This window comes from Caballeronia sp. SL1002, from assembly GCF_057814995.1.
The window spans coordinates 292,815-309,661 of record NZ_JBYMUW010000003.1 but is presented as its reverse complement, the minus strand read 5'-3'; the positions used below and the strand labels follow the sequence as shown (position 1 = coordinate 309,661).

Annotated in this window: 11 protein-coding genes; 9 read left to right on the top strand and 2 right to left on the bottom strand. The window is 60.7% G+C overall.

All coding sequences use genetic code 11. The features are described 5' to 3' along the window. Positions 1-78 precede the first annotated feature (78 nt). Positions 79-1,956, top strand: coding sequence for a potassium transporter Kup (locus tag AC3D25_RS18835; RefSeq protein WP_488889976.1), 1,878 nt, complete (start codon positions 79-81; stop codon positions 1,954-1,956). A gap of 206 nt (positions 1,957-2,162) precedes the next feature. Here the strand turns inward: AC3D25_RS18835 and AC3D25_RS18830 are convergent, their stop codons facing one another. Next, positions 2,163-4,889, bottom strand: coding sequence for a TonB-dependent receptor plug domain-containing protein (locus tag AC3D25_RS18830; protein WP_488889975.1), 2,727 nt, complete (start codon positions 4,887-4,889; stop codon positions 2,163-2,165). Between the two features lie 996 nt (positions 4,890-5,885). Between AC3D25_RS18830 and AC3D25_RS18825 the strand changes: the two genes are divergently transcribed. The 8 genes from AC3D25_RS18825 to oppF all read left to right on the top strand — a co-directional run bounded on the left by AC3D25_RS18825 (position 5,886) and on the right by oppF (position 13,444). After that, a complete protein-coding gene (locus AC3D25_RS18825; protein WP_488889974.1) occupies positions 5,886-6,506 on the top strand; it encodes a MotA/TolQ/ExbB proton channel family protein in 621 nt (206 codons plus the stop codon). 43 nt (positions 6,507-6,549) lie between these two features. After that, the gene (locus AC3D25_RS18820; protein WP_488889973.1) at positions 6,550-6,969 is read left to right on the top strand and encodes an ExbD/TolR family protein; all 420 of its coding nucleotides are present in this window, start codon (positions 6,550-6,552) and stop codon (positions 6,967-6,969) included. After that, positions 6,966-7,748: an energy transducer TonB gene (locus AC3D25_RS18815; RefSeq protein WP_488889972.1), complete on the top strand. Its 783-nt coding sequence runs from the start codon at positions 6,966-6,968 to the stop codon at positions 7,746-7,748. Before AC3D25_RS18820 ends, AC3D25_RS18815 begins: the two co-directional genes overlap by 4 nt. Before the next feature lie 138 nt (positions 7,749-7,886). After that, the gene (locus tag AC3D25_RS18810; RefSeq protein WP_488889971.1) at positions 7,887-9,542 is read left to right on the top strand and encodes a peptide ABC transporter substrate-binding protein; all 1,656 of its coding nucleotides are present in this window, start codon (positions 7,887-7,889) and stop codon (positions 9,540-9,542) included. 93 nt (positions 9,543-9,635) lie between these two features. Continuing rightward, entirely contained in the window at positions 9,636-10,556 is a 921-nt protein-coding gene (locus AC3D25_RS18805; RefSeq protein WP_488889970.1) for an ABC transporter permease subunit, read from the top strand. A 2-nt stretch (positions 10,557-10,558) separates the two neighbouring features. Continuing rightward, positions 10,559-11,464: an ABC transporter permease subunit gene (locus AC3D25_RS18800; protein ID WP_488889969.1), complete on the top strand. Its 906-nt coding sequence runs from the start codon at positions 10,559-10,561 to the stop codon at positions 11,462-11,464. 5 nt (positions 11,465-11,469) lie between these two features. Then, positions 11,470-12,468, top strand: a complete 999-nt coding sequence (locus AC3D25_RS18795; RefSeq protein WP_488889968.1) for an oligopeptide/dipeptide ABC transporter ATP-binding protein — start codon at positions 11,470-11,472, stop codon at positions 12,466-12,468. Then, complete coding sequence (oppF, locus tag AC3D25_RS18790; protein WP_488889967.1) at positions 12,461-13,444, top strand: murein tripeptide/oligopeptide ABC transporter ATP binding protein OppF; 984 nt, start codon at positions 12,461-12,463, stop codon at positions 13,442-13,444. Before AC3D25_RS18795 ends, oppF begins: the two co-directional genes overlap by 8 nt. 822 nt (positions 13,445-14,266) lie before the next feature. Here oppF and AC3D25_RS18785 read toward each other — a convergent pair. Further along, positions 14,267-16,342 (bottom strand): TonB-dependent siderophore receptor, encoded by a 2,076-nt coding sequence (locus AC3D25_RS18785; RefSeq protein WP_488890464.1) that lies wholly within the window; start codon positions 16,340-16,342, stop codon positions 14,267-14,269. Between the last annotated feature and the right edge of the window lie 505 nt (positions 16,343-16,847).

The window sequence follows — 16,847 nt, the reverse complement described above, 5'->3', positions numbered from 1 at the left end:
GCGTTCACGGGCAGCGAACTTCCAGTTCGGCATCGGTAGCAGCTTTTCCGCGCACGGCATGAATCGGGAGGTGCCGACTTGACTAATGGCGTGGCAAAAAGTAGCGCGGCGGCGCTAACACTAGGCGCCATTGGAATCGTCTATGGCGACATTGGGACCAGTCCGCTCTATACGATGAAGGAGGTGTTCGCCAAACATCACCACATCGCACCGAGCCACGCGAATGTGCTGGGCGTTGTCTCGCTGATTTTATGGGGGTTGATTATCGTCATTTCACTTAAATACGTGACCCTCGTCTTGCGCGCAGACAACCACGGCGAAGGCGGCATCATGGCGATGACCGCGCTGGCTCTGTCTTCCGTGACAGCGAAATCGCGCTGGTATTTTCCGGTAATGCTGCTAGGCGTGGCCGGAGCGGGTCTGTTTTTCGGGGACGGCGTCATTACACCCGCTATCTCGGTCTTATCGGCTGTCGAGGGGCTGGAGCAGGCCACGCCCGCTCTGCGGCCTTACGTGATTCCCGCTACATTGGCCGTCCTGGTCGCGCTTTATGTGGCGCAACGCCGGGGCACTGCCGGCATCGGAAAATGTTTCGGGCCGGTCGTATTGGTTTGGTTCATTACCCTCGCAGTGATGGGGGGTGTGAACATCTCTCGCAACCCGGTGGTCCTGTTTGCATTTAACCCGCTACACGCCCTGGGCTTTTTGGTTCGCAACGGCTGGCTGGCGTTCGTTGCGCTCGGCGCGGTCGTCCTCGCGCTAACTGGCGCGGAAGCGCTGTATGCGGACATGGGCCATTTTGGCAAAAAGCCGGTCCGGCTGGCCTGGTTCTCTATTGTGTTTCCCGCGCTCGCGCTTAATTACCTTGGGCAGGGCGCCTTGTTGTTATCGAACCCGGCAGCAGTCTCCAATCCGTTCTTTCAGCAATTGGGACCCTGGAGCGTTTATCCACTCGTTGTGCTGTCGACAGTGGCGACCGTCATAGCGTCGCAGGCAACGATCTCGGGCGCTTTCTCGGTTACTCAACAAGCGATTTCGCTGGGCTTTCTGCCTCGTATGCGGATCCGGCAAACATCCGAGAGCGAGAAGGGGCAAATCTACATTCCGTTCATCAATTGGCTGCAACTCGCCGCGGTCGTACTAGCCGTAGTCGGCTTCGGCTCCTCGTCGAATCTGGCTTCGGCATACGGGATTGCGGCTACCGCCACGATGCTAATAACAACGCTTCTGACTTTCTTTGTCGTTCGTTTCGGCTGGAAATATTCGGCGTTGCTTTCCGTGGCGGCGACGGGCGTCTTTTTGACCTTTGACGTGGCGCTGTTTTCGTCGACAAGTTTGAAAATCGTGAGCGGCGGTTGGTTCACCCTGAGTATCAGTGCGTTCATGGTGACCGTCATGATGACGTGGAGGACGGGACGAGAGCTGGTGAGACAGAGCGTCCAGCGGCATTTGATTCCCGTCGAAGACTTCCTTCAATCGTTGTTCACCGATCCGCCGGTGCGAGTTGCAGGCACGGCCATATTTTTTCGCGCGGAAGGTGAAGGAGTGCCTCACGCGCTGTTGCATAACTTGTTGCATAACAAGGTCCTGCATGAACGCACCATTTTCCTGACGGTGCATGCGGCCGATATCCCTCGAATTCCTGAGGAGGAACGGGTCAAAGTCGTGCAGCTCGGCCAAAATTGCTATCAGCTCAACGTGTACTACGGCTTCTCGGACGAGCGTGACATCCCCCGTGCTTTGGAACGATGTAGTCAGGCGGGCTTGCACATTGACTCAATGCAGACTTCTTTCTTTATTGCCCGCCAAACAGTCCTCGCGACTCCCAAGGCGGGCATGGCGCTTTGGCGGGAGGTGTTATTTGCGGGAATGGCGCGAAATGCGCGTGACGCCGCGGATTACTTCAAAATTCCACCGAATCGCGTCATTGAATTGGGTGCACAAGTGGAGATTTGAGGCGTTCAGGTTCGCGACGCGAATTCGAACGGTTATGCTGCACGTCACCGTAGCGAAAGGCTGGGTGTTCTGATTGCGATACCGCGAATCGGTGCAATGTTCTCGCGTTTGGATTTTTTCGCTGTCTAGTTTTTATCGCCGCTTGCTTGGCATCCCTATACGGCTCTCCGCGATGCAACAGCGGAGAGCCGCACCCGGACGGACGATTACTTGAAGCGGTAGGTCGCGCCGATCTGGAAGAAACGGCCGACGTTCGTATAAAGCGACTGGTCGTAGCCCGTCAGATCGGGATACGAAGTCCATTCGATATCGAACGGCGGCTTGCGGTCGAACAGGTTGTTGATCCCCGCATACAGCGTCCAGTTCTTGATGCCGCGATACGTTGCGAACAGGTTGAACTGGCTATAGGACGCCACCTGCTGCGTGCCCGGATCGCCGAACTCCGCGGCCACTGCATTGGTGTACGGACCCGTGTACTGCCAGGTCAGCGTGGTCGTGAAGTTGTGATATGCCCACGTCAGGTCCGTGTTGCCCTTCCAGCGCGGATTGCTCGCACCGAACGGCTGCAGCAGCGCCAGATTGTTGCCCGCGAAGTCCTGGTACGAGCCGTCCGTGCCCTTCAGCTTGAAGTGCCACACATAAGCCCAGTCGCCCGACAGCGTGAACGTGCCTGCCGGCGTGCCAACCGACTTGCGCCAGTTGAAGTCGAAGCCGTCGGTATCGAGCGAGCCGAGATTCACGAATTGCTGGTTGATGTAGCGCACCGTGCCGTCGGCGTTGCGGATCACGCGGCTCGGGTCGTTGGCCTGCAGAATCGCGTTGGGATCGTCGGTGCCGATCACGCCGTCGATATGCACCTTGTAGAACGCAGCGCCGATATCCGTGGTCGAGTTGAGCGACAACTGGAAGCCGATGTTGTAGTTCTTCGTGTGCTCAGGCTGGAGCGCCGGGTTGCCGTTGGTCTGCTCGGTCGTGAAGCTCTTGGTCGGACCGCGCGGATCGTACGGATCGACCAGGTTTTGGTGCGAAATGTACGACGCTTGCGAGTTTTCGACGAGCGTCGGTGCACGGAAGCCGCGGCTGTAGGACGCGTAGGTCGTCAGTGCGTCTACGGGCTGGAAGCGCAGCGCAAAGCTCGGCGAGAACGCGCCGCCGAAGTCGCTGTAGTGGTCGTAGCGGCCCGCCTGCGTGAAAGTCAGGTTGCGCAGGAGCGGAATGTCCACCTGGTAGTACACGGCCGCGACGTTGCGAGAACCGTCCACTGTCTGCACCTGACCCGGCGAGACGATGCCTTGCGAAGAGAGCGTACGCGGATTCAGCGACTCGCTTTCGTGACGGAATTCCGTACCGAAGCCGAGTCCGACATTGCCTGTCGGCAGCGTAAAAAGGTTACCGGTCGAGGTTGTCGCCGTCACGCTGTCGAGCTTGGAGATGGCGATCTGGTTGTCGTCGGTGAACAGGCCGTTGAGAGCGTTCGGCGTGGCGGACGGGTTGCTGAAATTGAGCGTGCCGTTTTGCAGCGCGTTCTCGATTCCGCCCACGTTCAGTGAGTTGTAGTAGGTGTTGGTGACCGTGCTCTGCGAGTGCCCCGCGTTGACGTTCCAGTCCCAGTCGCCGTACTTCGGCACCGAGAACGAACCCTTCACACCCGTGGACAGCTTCCAGAACGTCGATACCGTGTCGGAACCGGTCGTCGCGCTCGGAAACGCATAGGTGATCGGCGTGGCGACGCCGAACGGGTTGAACGGATTCGACGCCGGCACCGTGCGGTTGAGCGGGCTCACGCTGTTGGTGTTCGGGTCGTAGACATTCGACAGGCTGCTTGCCGCGGCGATGCCGTTGTACTGAATCGTCTCGTTGCGGCTCGCCCAGAAGTCGCCGTAAGCCTGGATGTCGTCGGTGAGCTTGAAGGTGGCGCGCACCTTGGCGTTCAGGCGCGTCGTGGACGGCACGAGCGACAGGTTTTGTGCGGTGTTGTACACGCACGCGGCGCCGCCGGCGCGAGCCGTGCTGCTGCCGGGCGGGCACGGCGAGACGGGGGTCGTGCTGCCGTCGGGAAGGGTCCAGTAGGCTTGCTGGTTCGGGCCGCCCGGCGCATTGGAGCCGCCCGGGAAGGCGCTGAAGTCCTGGCTCGCGGTCATGTCGCGATCGGCGAGCGACGAGCCCGTGTCGCGATACCAACTCAACGCGGCCGTCACGTTGAAGCGGTCCGAGTTCAGATCGCCGATACCGCCGAGCACACTGAAGCTGCCTTGCGCGTCGCCGGGATGCTGCGCCTTGCCGAGCTGGCCGTCGATCTGCAAGCCCTGAAAATTCTTCTTCGTGATGATGTTCACGACGCCCGCGATAGCGTCCGAACCGTACTGCGATACCGCGCCCGTTTTCACGATCTCGATGCGATCGATCATGTCGAGCGGGATCGTGTTGATGTCGAAGAAGGTGTCGGTGAAGTTCACCGCCATCGCGTAGTTCGCTACCCGCTGTCCGTCGACCAGCACCAGCGTGTACTTCTCCGACAAGCCGCGCAGCGCGATGCCGGCGCCACCGGGCGCGGCGCTGTTGGTCGTCGATTGCGACCAGCTGCTGCCTGAGTTTGCCGACGTGCCGCGCAGGAAGTCGGCGACCGTGGTGTAGCCGCTTTGCTCGATCTCCTTCGCGGTCACGGTCTGGATTTCGGACGTGCCGACCTTGTCGGAAGTGCGGATGAGCGACCCCGTCACTTCCACTTTCTCCAGCTTGGCCACGGGTGCCGTGCTTGCTGCCGCGCTTGCTGCCGCACTCGCCGCCGCACTCGCTGACGCGGTCGGCGCTGCCGCGCTTGCCGCGCCGGTCGTATCGACCTGTGCATGCGCCAGCGGAATGAACGCGGCGGTCAACACGATCTCGGCGCCAATGATCTTCTTGATCGCCGTTACCAATCGCTTCTGTTTCACGTGCTCTCCCTCTTGTCAGTGAGCTCATATTTTGTTGAACGAACTAAGCGGGCCTGCGCGGTCGGCGCCTGCCTGCTGCACGACCGCGTCGCATCGCTTGCATCGCAAGCCGTCGGAGCACTGCCGGGCATCGTCACTCGGGCGTTTCCGAGATTGTCGGTAGCGCCAGTCGTCGAAGCGACGGCAGCAAGAGCGAAAGCTGTGCCAGTGGCTCAGTCCAAGATCGAAATAGACGGTAATTCCCAAAATTATTTCGGCGATAACAAATTGAAATAATGCGATTTAATAAAAATTTAAAAAGCCCAAAATTTATTCTTTCAAAATCGAAAGGATTATTTTTGAATAACACGAGGATTTTTGACGGTCTGTCGTCTAAATGACGATTAGAGAATCAGGTCTAATTAGAATTGGTGCATACCCCGCACCGATTGCGAGCAATGCATGACAAAACGGGTGCATTACAAAATGAAAACAATTGTTCCGATAAATCACCGGTGAGGTGCAATTTCCACGCGTGGGGCTTGTGTGTTTATCACGATCCCTCTCAACGCCTTGGCTAATAGGCATCTGGGTCTGCGCGCACGACCGCCGCACGAACGTGCGGTTTTAGTCGATTTACGTCTGCTGTTTAGTTTCGATGCTGTATTACTAAATCCTTTCGTCGCACCAAGTTAATCCCGTTTTGCACCAATGCCGATTTGAACCCCAGTACGAAAACTGTCGCCGTGTGTATCGCGGTGATTAACCTACGGATATCGAAGACGTAGTCGGGCGCTCGCCGCTATTAAGTGTTTACCCGTGTCTAATTCGAAATACTTAGTAAGATCAGAGTGTTAACGGGTGAAATATTCATCAAAAAAGTGGCTTAAAAATGACGTTGGCATGGTCGATGCTTTGTTGCTCGCGCTTTTCGGCGGGCGACCTACCCGGTGCCCTGCTGTGAGAGAACACCCGTTCTTCCACGATCTGACGAACTTGTCCTAACCGGAGTCTGCAGTGCTGAATACCCTCATCAACTATTCGGTCCAATCGATGGGCCTGATTCCGCTTCTCGCGTTCATCTTCCTGCTTGGCCTCACGATCATCATCGAACGCTATGTGTTCTTCGCTCGCGCCGTGCGGGCCGGCAGCATGATCGAACACGACCTCAAGCTGCTCGAAGCCAACAGCCCGGACGCGGCGGCCAAAGTGGTCGCGCACTACGAATCGACCGTGCAGGCGGAACTGGTCAAGTCGGCGCTCAAGGTGAACGGCAAAAACGAGGCGGTCGTTGAGCGGGAGATCGAAGAAACGATCATGTTCCAGATGCCGCGCCTCGACCGTAATCTGTGGGTGCTCGACACCGCCGTGACGCTCGGGCCGCTGCTCGGGCTGCTCGGCACGATCATCGGCATGGTGGAGTCCTTCAACGTCCTGGGTACGAGCGGCACCGCGAATCCGAATGGCGTGACGGGCGGTATCGGCCACGCGCTGACCGCGACGGCCTGCGGCCTGACGATCGCGATTATCTGCGTGATCTTCCTCAACTACTTCAACAAGCGTATTCGCATGACAGTGAATCAGTTCGACCTCATCAAGTCGATGCTCGTCTCGCGCTTCGCCGTGCTGAGTTCCTGAGCGCGCGCGTTTCTGCGCAGACATTGAACGAGAGAGGCAAGAAATGAGAAACCATCGCAGTCACTATCTGGGCGCGGAAGAGAAGGCACGCATCGAGATCATCCCGATGATCGACATCATGATGTTCCTGCTCGTCTTCTTCATGCTCGCCACGCTCAAGATGATTCAGGGCGCGGGCATCAAGCTGGACCTGCCGCAGTCGAGCACGGCCGAGCAGTTGCAGCAGACCATCAAGGTATCGATCGGCGTGACCAAGACCGACGAACTGTATCTCGACGCCAAGCCGATCAGCGCAGCGGATCTTTCCGCGCGCCTGAAGGGTCTGGTGCAGGATTCGAAGAAGGTTGACGTCGCCATTGCAGGCGATGAGGGCACGAGCTACAAGAATATCGTCCACGTGATGGACCTGGTGCGCGCGGCCGGCATCAGCTCTGTCGCACTCGCGACCAATCCGACGACATGAGCGCTCTGGCCGACAACATGAACGATCCGCAAAGACGCCTCGGCGGCGCGCTGTGGGCATCGACCGGGCAGCCGCAACATGGCCGCATGTCGATGAAGCTCGCGATCGGCGCGGCGCTCGTGGTCGAGGCGCTGTTGGTCGTCGGGCTCTCGCATGTGAACTTCAAGCCGGAGCCACCGCCGCCGCCGAAGGAGATGCGCGTGTCGATCGCGCCGCCTCCGCCTCCACCGCCGCCTCCGCCCGTAGTCAAGAAGCTGGAGCCGCCGCCCGCACCGGTACCGCAGAAGGCGGTGCCGAAGCCCGAAGTGCCGAGGCCGGCCCCGTCGCCCAAGCCGCCGCCGGCCAAGCCCGCGCCGACGCCGAAGGCGGCTGAGATTCCCGCCGCGGCCAATCCGGCGCCCGACGCGCCTGCTCTCGCGACGGCGCCCGCGAACAGCGCACCGGCTCCGGCGGTCGCCGCGGCAGGCGTTGCACCGAAGGCGCCGCCCGCGCTGCACGGCGTGGTCGATGGTCGCGGGCATTGCCAGTCGGTGCAGCCGCAGATCCCGCGCCGGGCGCTGGAGCAGGGCATCTCTGCGGAGGTCGTCGCGCACCTGGCGATCAACGCGGACGGCAGTGTCGGCGACGTGAAGATCGTGCGTTCGACGCCACCGACCTCGGTGTTCAACGATGCCGTCGTGACCGCCGCGAAATCTTACAAGTGCGAGAAAAACGCCGAGCCATATGTGGGTGAGGTTATCTTCTCGTTCAAGACGACCGCGAGCAGCGACGACGAGTAACGCGTGCGACTCACGCCGCGCGCGACGTGCGGGCGACGCTTATCCGCGTCGCCCGGACACCCCAATGCACCGGCCATCCGCCGTGTCGGCGAGCGCTTGCTCGTGCGACTACGTGCTGCATAACAGGAGAATTACCCGATGTTTCGTTCCAAAAGTCCGCTGCGCTTGAACGGCCCGGCGGCTGCCGCAGCGTTTGCCTTTTCGCTCGCCTTCACGCTGACCGGCGCATTGACCCCGAACGCCGCGAACGCGGCCGATGTCCCGGCCGGCGTGCAGCTCGCCGCGAAGCAGGAACTGGTGCGCAACAACTCATCGGAAGTCGAAACGCTCGATCCGAATCTCGCGGAGTCAGTGCCCGCGAACAACGTAACGCGCGATCTCTTCGAAGGGCTCACTGCCACCAACGCAGAAGGCAAGGTCGTGCCGGGCGTAGCGGAGAAGTGGGAACAGAAGGACCCGACGACCTGGGTGTTTCATCTGCGCAAGAACGCAAAGTGGTCCAACGGCGAGGCGGTCACCGCGAACGACTTCGTGTATGGCTGCCAGCGTCTGGTCGATCCTAAGACCGCCTCGCCCTATGCGAACACGTACGGCATGTTTCTGCTGCACGGCACGGAGATCGTGGCGGGGAAGGCGCCAGTGTCCTCGCTCGGCGTGAAGGCGATCGATCCGCTGACGGTCGAGATCAAGACGCCGTATCCGGTCCCGTTCCTGCCCGATCTGATGGCGAACCCGAACCTTGGTCCGGTCAACAAGGCGGCCGTCGACAAGTACGGCAAGGAGTGGACGAAGCCGGGCAATCTCGTGAACAACGGCGCGTTCGTGCTGAAGGACTGGCAGGTCAACAACAAGCTGGTGCTCGCGAAGAATCCGCAGTACTGGGATGCGGCGAACGTGCAGTTGACGAAGGTGACCTACCTGCCCGTCGAGGACGAAAACACCGACGTGAAGATGTACCAGTCCGGCGACGACGACTGGGTCAATCAGCTGCCCTCGGGCACCTATCCGAAATTCAAGCAGCAGTATCCGAACGAGATCCGGAGCGCGCCGATGCTCGGCCTGCGTTATTACTCGTTCAACAACAAGGACCCGCTGCTCAAGGACGTACGCGTGCGCAAGGCGCTTTCGATGGTGATCGATCGTGACATCCTCGCGCAACGCGTGACCGCCGACGGGCAGATTCCGGCCTATGGTGTCATCGTCAAGGGCGTGAAGGGCGCGGATGTGTCGAGCTACGACTGGGCGAGCTGGCCGATGGCCAAGCGCGTGGAAGAGGCGAAGAAGCTGCTCGCGCAAGCCGGCGTGCAGCCGGGTACGAAACTTCACTTCGCGATGAACACAAGCGAATATCACAAGAAAATGGCTATTTTCGCGGCCTCGGAATGGAAGACCAAACTCGGACTCGACACCGAGATCGAGGCAATGGAGTTCAAGGTGCTGCTCAAGAAGCGCCATGCAGGCGACTATCAGATCGCGCGCAACGGCTGGGTCGCGGACTACAACGACGCCAGCACATTCCTGACGCTCGTCGAGTGCAACTCGGAGCAGAACGACAATCAGGCCTGCAACCAAAAGGCCGATGCGTTGATGCATCAGGCATCCGAATCCAACGATCCGGCGACCCGCCAGAAATTACAGACGGAAGCGGGTAAGCTCGCGATGGAAGACTATCCGATGCTGCCGTTGCTGCAATACACACTGGTGCGGCTCGTGAAGAGCTACGTGGGCGGTTATTCGCTTGCGAACCCGATGGATCACTACCGGAGTCGCGACCTGTACATCATCAAGCACTGACGCGCGGTTTCGTCCGGCCCGGTTCAACCGGCAATGTGTATCGATGACGCTACCCGTCACGCGGGTGCCGGGTAGCGTCAGGAGAAACGTTCCATGTGGTCCTATACGTTAAGGCGCGTGCTGCTCACGCTGCCGACGCTTTTGCTCGTCATCACCGTGTGCTATCTGCTGTTGCACGCGACGCCGGGTGGTCCGTTCGACGGCGAGCGCAAGGTGTCCGCTGAAGTGCTCGCCAATCTGCAGGCGAAATACCATCTCGGCGAGCCCTTGTGGAAGCAGTATTTGCTGTATTTGAATAGCCTGCTGCACGGCGATCTCGGTGCGTCGTTCCGCTACGCCGACTGGAGCGTGAACGAACTCGTGCTGCGCGCGTTGCCGGTGTCGCTCACCATCGGCGGCGTCTCGATGATTCTGTCCATCGTGATCGGCGTCGCGCTCGGCATCGTCGCGGCGCTTTATCGCAACAGTCCCGCCGATTACCTGCTGATGCTGATCGGCAACGCGGGCAGTGCATTCCCTTCGTTCGTGATCGGGCCGGTGCTGATCCTCGTGTTCGCGATCGGGCTGAAAGTGCTGCCCGCCGGCGGCTGGGACAACTTCCACGTGCGCTACATGGTGCTGCCGATCGTCCTGCTCACCATGATCAACGTCGCGACGCTCGGCCGCGTGACGCGCGCGAGTTTGATCGAAGTGATGAACACGAACTACATTCGTACCGCTTATGCAAAGGGACTTTCGCGCCGCACGATCGTCATGCGCCACGCGTTGCGCCCGACGCTGATTCCGGTCGTCTCAGTGATCGGCCCGCTCGCGATCTCGTCGATCACGGCTGCTGTCGTCACCGAGTCCGTGTTCTCGCTGCCGGGCATCGGCAAGCTGATCGTGAACGGTGCGGCGAATCGCGACTACACCCTCGTGCTCGGCCTCGTCGTGCTGGTGACGGTAGTGGCCGTGCTGCTCAACCTGCTGGTCGATCTTGCGTACGCATGGCTCGATCCCAAGATCCGCTACTGACCATGAAACAAGGTTCTTTGACACCCGCACTCGAACGCGCTGCGTCGTCGCTGCCGACCGAAGGCCGCAGTCCGTGGCTCGATGCGCGTCTGCGGTTTGCGCGCAACAAGGCGGCGGTGGCGAGCCTCGTCGTGCTTGCGCTGATCGCGCTCGCCTGCATCGTAGGTCCCTGGCTCTCGCCGAATACCTTCGATTCCGCCGACTGGAACGCGATGAGCGTGAAGCCGACGTTCGCGAACTGGCATCTGTTCGGCACCGACGAAACCGGCCGCGACCTGCTGGTCCGCTGCATGGTGGGCGGACGCGTCTCGCTGATGATCGGCGCGCTCGCCACGCTCACGTCGGTCACGCTCGGCATCGTATGGGGCGCGATCGCGGGCTTCGTCGGCGGCCGCGTCGATAACGCGATGATGCGCTTCGTGGACATGATGTACGCGATTCCGTATCTCCTCATCGCTATCCTGATGGTCACGCTGCTCGGCCGCGAGTTCTATCTGGTTGTGCTCACCATCACCGTGTTCTCGTGGATGGACATGGCGCGCGTCGTGCGCGGCCAGACGCTTGCGATCCGCTCGAAGGAGTACGTCGAAGCCGCCCGCGCGATTGGCGTGTCCACCAGCGGCATCGTGTTGCGTCACGTCGTGCCGAACCTGCTCGGCATCGTTGCGATCTACACGACGGTGACCGTGCCGGGCGTGATCCTGACCGAGTCCGTGCTGTCGTTCCTCGGTCTCGGCGTGCAGGAACCGATGACCAGTTGGGGCGTGCTGATTCAGGATGGCGTCGGCGTCATGGAGACGTCGCCGTGGATCCTGCTGTTCCCCGCAGCGCTCCTTTCGATCACGCTCTATTGCATCAACTTTATCGGCGACGGGCTGCGCGATGCGCTCGACCCGAAGGATCGGTGAACGCCATGGCCTTGCTTGAAGTGAACAATCTGGAAGTCGCGTTCGAGACGCCCGACGCCACCGTGCGCGCGGTCAACGGCGTGAGTTTTGCGCTGGAAGAGGGCAGCACGCTCGGGATCGTCGGTGAGTCGGGTTCGGGCAAAAGCCAGAGCGTGCTCGCGATGCTTGGACTGCTTGCGCGCAACGGCCGCGCGAGCGGGAGCGCCCTGTATCAGGGAGAAAACCTGCTCACGATGCCCGCTAAGAAGTTGAACAGGATCCGCGGCAATCGTCTCTCGATGATCTTTCAGGATCCGATGACATCGCTCAATCCGTATCTGACCATTGAGCGGCAGATGACCGAAGTGCTCGAACTGCACAAGAACCTGACGCGGCGCGCGGCGAAGACGCGCGCGATCGGCATGCTCGAAGCGGTGCGTATTCCCGAGGCTGCGCATCGTATCGATCAGTATCCGCACGAGCTGTCCGGTGGTATGCGGCAGCGCGTAATGATCGCGATGGCGCTGCTGTGCGAGCCGCAAGTGCTGTTCGCCGATGAACCGACCACCGCGCTCGATGTGACCGTGCAGGCGCAGATTCTGCAATTGCTGCGCAATTTGCAGCACGATTTCGGCACTGCCATTGTTTTAATCACGCACGATCTCGGCGTGGTCGCCGGACTCTGCGAACAGGTCATGGTGATGTACGGCGGCCGGACGATGGAGCAGTGCGCCGCGAGCGATCTGTTCGCGCGGCCCTCGCATCCATACACGATCGGCCTGCTTCGCGCGTTGCCGCGTCTCGATCGCGACGATGCGGCGCTGACCGGCATTCCCGGCAATCCGCCGAACATGGCGCATCCGCCGACGGGCTGTCCATTTCAGGAGCGGTGTATCGATGCAAGCCCCGGTTGTGGTGAGGCGCCGCCGCAGCTCGAATCGTTCGGCGCGAACCGCGAATGGTTGCGTGCGTGTTATCGGCCGGTCGAGCAAGTGACAACGCGGCACGAGGTGAGCCATGTCTGAGCAGACGATTCTCTCGGTGCGCGACATGCGCGTGCACTTCAAGGTGAAAGGCAAGAGCCGCCTGCCGTGGTCGGCGCCGCGCACGTTGAAAGCGGTCGATGGCGTGAGCTTCGATCTCAAGGCGGGCGAGACGCTGGGTGTCGTCGGCGAATCGGGCTGCGGAAAGTCCACGCTGTCGCGCGCGATTCTGAATCTCATCCCACCGACGCAGGGCGAGATCGTGTGGATGGGGACCAGCCTCGCAGGTGCTTCGGCCAAAGAGTGGCACGCCGTGCGCCGCGACGTGCAGATGATTTTTCAGGATCCGCTCGCATCGCTCGATCCGCGCATGACGGTCGCGCAGATTATCGCGGAGCCGTTGCGTGAACATCGGCCGGGCATGCCGAAGGACGACATCATGCAGCGCGTTCGCGCGATGATGGCCAAGGTCGGCTTGCGCGAGCAGATGATCAATCGTTACGCACACGAATTCTCTGGCGGGCAATGTCAGCGGATCGGTATTGCGCGGGCGTTGATCGTCGAGCCGAAGCTTGTGGTGTGTGACGAGCCGGTGTCCGCGCTCGATGTGTCGATTCAGGCCCAGATCGTGAACTTGCTGAAGTCGTTGCAGGCGGAAATGAAGCTCGCGCTGATCTTTGTGGCGCATGATTTGGCGGTCGTCAAGCACATCTCGGATCGGGTGATGGTGATGTACCTTGGTCACGTGATGGAACTGGCCGATAAGCAGGCGCTTTATGCGAACCCGCGCCATCCGTACACGCGGGCGCTGCTTTCGGCAGTGCCGGTGCCGGATCCGGTTATCGAGCGCGCGAAGGTCGTGCAGATTCTGTCGAACGATATCCCGAGCCCGATCAACCCGCCTTCGGGGTGTGTGTTCCATACGCGATGTCCGGTGGCGGAAGCGCGGTGCAAAACTCAGGTGCCTGAGTTGCGCAGGCTCGCGAACGATGACGCTGCCGCGTGTCTGCTCGCGTGATAGCAACGCGCTGCAACTCGCTGTCTCGCTTGCGTTTTGCACGATTGGCGCGGTGCACGCGAGGGTTCGCGCCGTTACCTTTGACGAGGCGACGAAGCGGTTTGCGACAAGCGCGCCAACACGCAGTTCGGCGCCCCGTCGGATCGTATTCGACATTTTATGGGCGCATTCGTCACACCGAGCGTTCGCTTATTAGTTGTCGGACTCAATGAGATCGGCGGGGTCTTAAAAAAACGTTTCAGAATGGCCCATAGTCGGACGGTACTGAGTGCCTGGGCGTTATCCGCGCTCAGGCTGGGCAGCGGCGGCACAGCCTGAATTGCCCAGCGTGGCATCGCGGATGAAAGCAGGCAACATGCTTTCTTGGGCATTCCGTCACCCATCGTTGATCCGAATCGCCGTGCTGGGGACTTCGGCACAATGCACCCGTGCGATTCTTTCTATAAATAGCTGAAGGTAGTTGGACGCGGGGACGCAGAAAGTGCCTTTCGCGTACCGACTGCCGTAGACGCGCGACGAAAAGTACTCTTTGTCGAGCGCGCGTTGACGTAGGTCTCTGCTTCCTTTCAGTTACGGCGCGTCCGAGGTCATAGGAACGCAAGGCACGAACTCGGCTTCCATTCCCGGCGCGCGCCATCGCTTCGGCGCCCGGCGTGACCAGCGTAACGATTGTCGGTCCGAGATAGCCCGCTACCACTTTGCCTCATCGAGCGGACGTTCTACCCGTAAGTTTCGGCGCGTCGAGTGGCGTCATTGCCTGGCCGCATCAGCGAAGCGCGCACGCCCCGCGATTGGCCGCGCGGCGGCGGCTTCCCGGAGCAATCAGAAATCGAACCGCGCGTTCAGCGACAGCGTTCGCGGTTCGCCCGGCGCGATGTAGTCGGCGTACTGGAATTCCCAGTAGCGGCGATTCGTCAGGTTGTCGATCGCTGCACGAAACGCGACGTTGTGGCCCGCGATGCGGGTTGCGTAGGTCGCCCCGAGATCTACGAGCATGTAGCCAGGTGCCTTGAGGTCGCCGGCAGGGCGCACCGTGGTATTGCCTGTGAACTTGGCGTTGGCGCCGACCCTCAATCCCGGTACGTAGGGAACGGCGTAGTTCGCATGGGCCGTCGCGACGAAGCCGGGTGCGCCGGCGACGCGGTTGCCGTCGTAGTCCGAGCCCTTCTTGTACTGCGTCGCGATCCACATCAGGTCGCCGCCGACGGTCCAGTTCGTGCCGAGGCGCACATCGCCGCCGGCTTCGACGCCCTGGAACACCGACTCGCCGTCCTGCACGTAGACCTGATCGCTGTTCGCGTACTGCGCGCCGCGCTCGATGCGAAAGAGCGCAGCGGTCGCGCTCCAGCGCTCCCGCTCCGTCTTCACGCCGACCTCGTACTGCTTGCTGCGCAGCGGCTTGAGAAGCTCGCCCGCGTTGGCGTACGTATCGCCGACGACAGTGCCCGCTTCCAGCGATTCGACATAGCTCGCGTAGAGCGTCGTATTGCGCGCGAGCTTGTACATCACGGCGACGGATGGCGTCACCACGCCGTTCTGCGCATAGGTCGAACTGGTCGCGCCGCTCAGGAGGTAGCCGTGCTGTTCGTAGTTGGTGTAGCGCACGCCGCCGAGAACCGACCAGCGCTGGGTCAACGCGATCGTGTCGCTGGCGAAGAGGGACTTCTGCGTGATGTCGCTGTCGCGATAGGTATAGAAGCCGCTGCTGTCGTAGCGATTCGTGTTCGGCTGATAGATGTTGCCGACGCCGATCTGATCGTAGAAGTTGTTCGCGCCGTAGTCGTTGGTCTGTTTCTGATAGGCCGCGCCGAACACCAACTGATGCGCGAGCGGGCCGGTCTTCACATTGCCTTCGGCCATCACCTGCCACGCGTTCAGTTGATGCCCTTCCTTGCCTTCGAAGCGTGTATCGCTGTAGTCGCCGGCTTCGGTTTGCAGAAAGTACGTGCTCTCGTTGCGGTAGCGCGTGCTCTTGCTGAAGCTGTACGTCGCGGTGAGCGTCCAGTCCTGATTCAGGTTGTAGTGCAGGCCCGCTGTGTACAACTGCAGATTAGTGTTCAGATGCTGGTCCGGCGTCGACAGATTGCTGCTTCCGCCACTGATGCGCTGCGGCAGCGTCGCGCCCGTGTATTGTGCGGTGGAGAGCGCCGTCGTGATGCCGGAAGAATGGCGTTCCTGATACAGCGCGCCGAAGGTCGCGGTCAGGTCGCGGGTCAGGCGGGCGTCGGCCGCGAGGGAAAACGAATCGCGACGGACGTTGCCGTCGTTGTACGTCTTACCTTCTTCGTGCGTCGCGTTGAAGCGGTAGCCGAACATGTCGCTTGGGCCGGCGCGTCCGCCGACGTCGAGATGCTCGGTCCAGATCGACGTCGACCGGTACCCGATGTCGACACTGCGAATCGGCTTGTCGGTGACGGGCGGCGCTTTGGTCACGTAGTTGACGACACCGCCGGGCGAGCCGAAGCCGTACATGAAGCCGGACAATCCTTTCAGTAGTTCGACACGCTTCAGTTGCTCGTACGGCATTGTGATCCCGTAAGCATTGAACGGTTGACCGTCGATCTTGTAGCCGTTCTGCCAGTCGAGCTGCATGCCGCGCACGGTGACGTAGCTCGCCCACGCGTTATACGGATTGCTGTTGTCCGATACCGACGCGTCGTGCGCAAACACATCGCCGAGCTTGTTGACCTGGCGATCCGTGAGTTCCTCGCTCGTGACGACGGTGGTGGAGTAGGGCGTGTCTAGTTGCGAACGTGCGCCGAGCGCGCCGCTGCTCACGTCCTGTTGCAGATGCTGGAGTTTGTCGTTCGATGCGGAGACCGAAACCGCCGGCAACGTTGTGTCGTCGGTCTGCGTCGTGGCCGAGCCGGTGACCGATTCGGCGTTCTGTTGGCCCATCGCGGCGTGGCTCGCCGCGAATAACAGGAGCACGCCCACATGCGGCGGCCGCACTCGCCATTTCCCCTTGCACACCCCGTTTGCTGCATGTTTCATATTCGGACTCTTCGTACGTATTTCATAGAAATGCGACTGATTCGCATTTACGATGCGCCGAATTGTGCCTAATTGAAGTCGCTTTGTAAACTCGTATGCGTAAGGAGAGATGATCCAGAGCGAGGATTGCCAACCCGTACTCTCGCACGAGAGAGGAGGTGGTTCGAGCAATAGCCACTTGGCAAGAATTGCTCGAGGGCAATTTTCGCGCGAGTGCGATTGCCGCAGATTCTTTCATCGGGCGAATACGGTCGAAATCGTGCTTGATGGAGTTTCGGGCTGATGCGCCGGTGAGGTGGTCGCCACACCACGCGCGGCGTATTACGTCAGCTCCGCTAGAGATAGAAGGAATGGCAAATCGAGGGGGCGTCTGGAAAACGAGACCTTCCGAATTCGTCGAGAGGCGCTT

Coding starts and splice junctions, on each gene's coding strand:
- AC3D25_RS18820 (WP_488889973.1), top strand. CDS start 6,550: ATGAGAAACCATCGCAGTCACTATCTGGGCGCGGAAGAGAAGGCACGC.
- AC3D25_RS18815 (WP_488889972.1), top strand. CDS start 6,966: ATGAGCGCTCTGGCCGACAACATGAACGATCCGCAAAGACGCCTCGGC.
- AC3D25_RS18810 (WP_488889971.1), top strand. CDS start 7,887: ATGTTTCGTTCCAAAAGTCCGCTGCGCTTGAACGGCCCGGCGGCTGCC.
- AC3D25_RS18805 (WP_488889970.1), top strand. CDS start 9,636: ATGTGGTCCTATACGTTAAGGCGCGTGCTGCTCACGCTGCCGACGCTT.
- AC3D25_RS18800 (WP_488889969.1), top strand. CDS start 10,559: ATGAAACAAGGTTCTTTGACACCCGCACTCGAACGCGCTGCGTCGTCG.
- AC3D25_RS18795 (WP_488889968.1), top strand. CDS start 11,470: ATGGCCTTGCTTGAAGTGAACAATCTGGAAGTCGCGTTCGAGACGCCC.
- oppF (WP_488889967.1), top strand. CDS start 12,461: ATGTCTGAGCAGACGATTCTCTCGGTGCGCGACATGCGCGTGCACTTC.
- AC3D25_RS18785 (WP_488890464.1), bottom strand. CDS start 16,342: ATGGGCCAACAGAACGCCGAATCGGTCACCGGCTCGGCCACGACGCAG.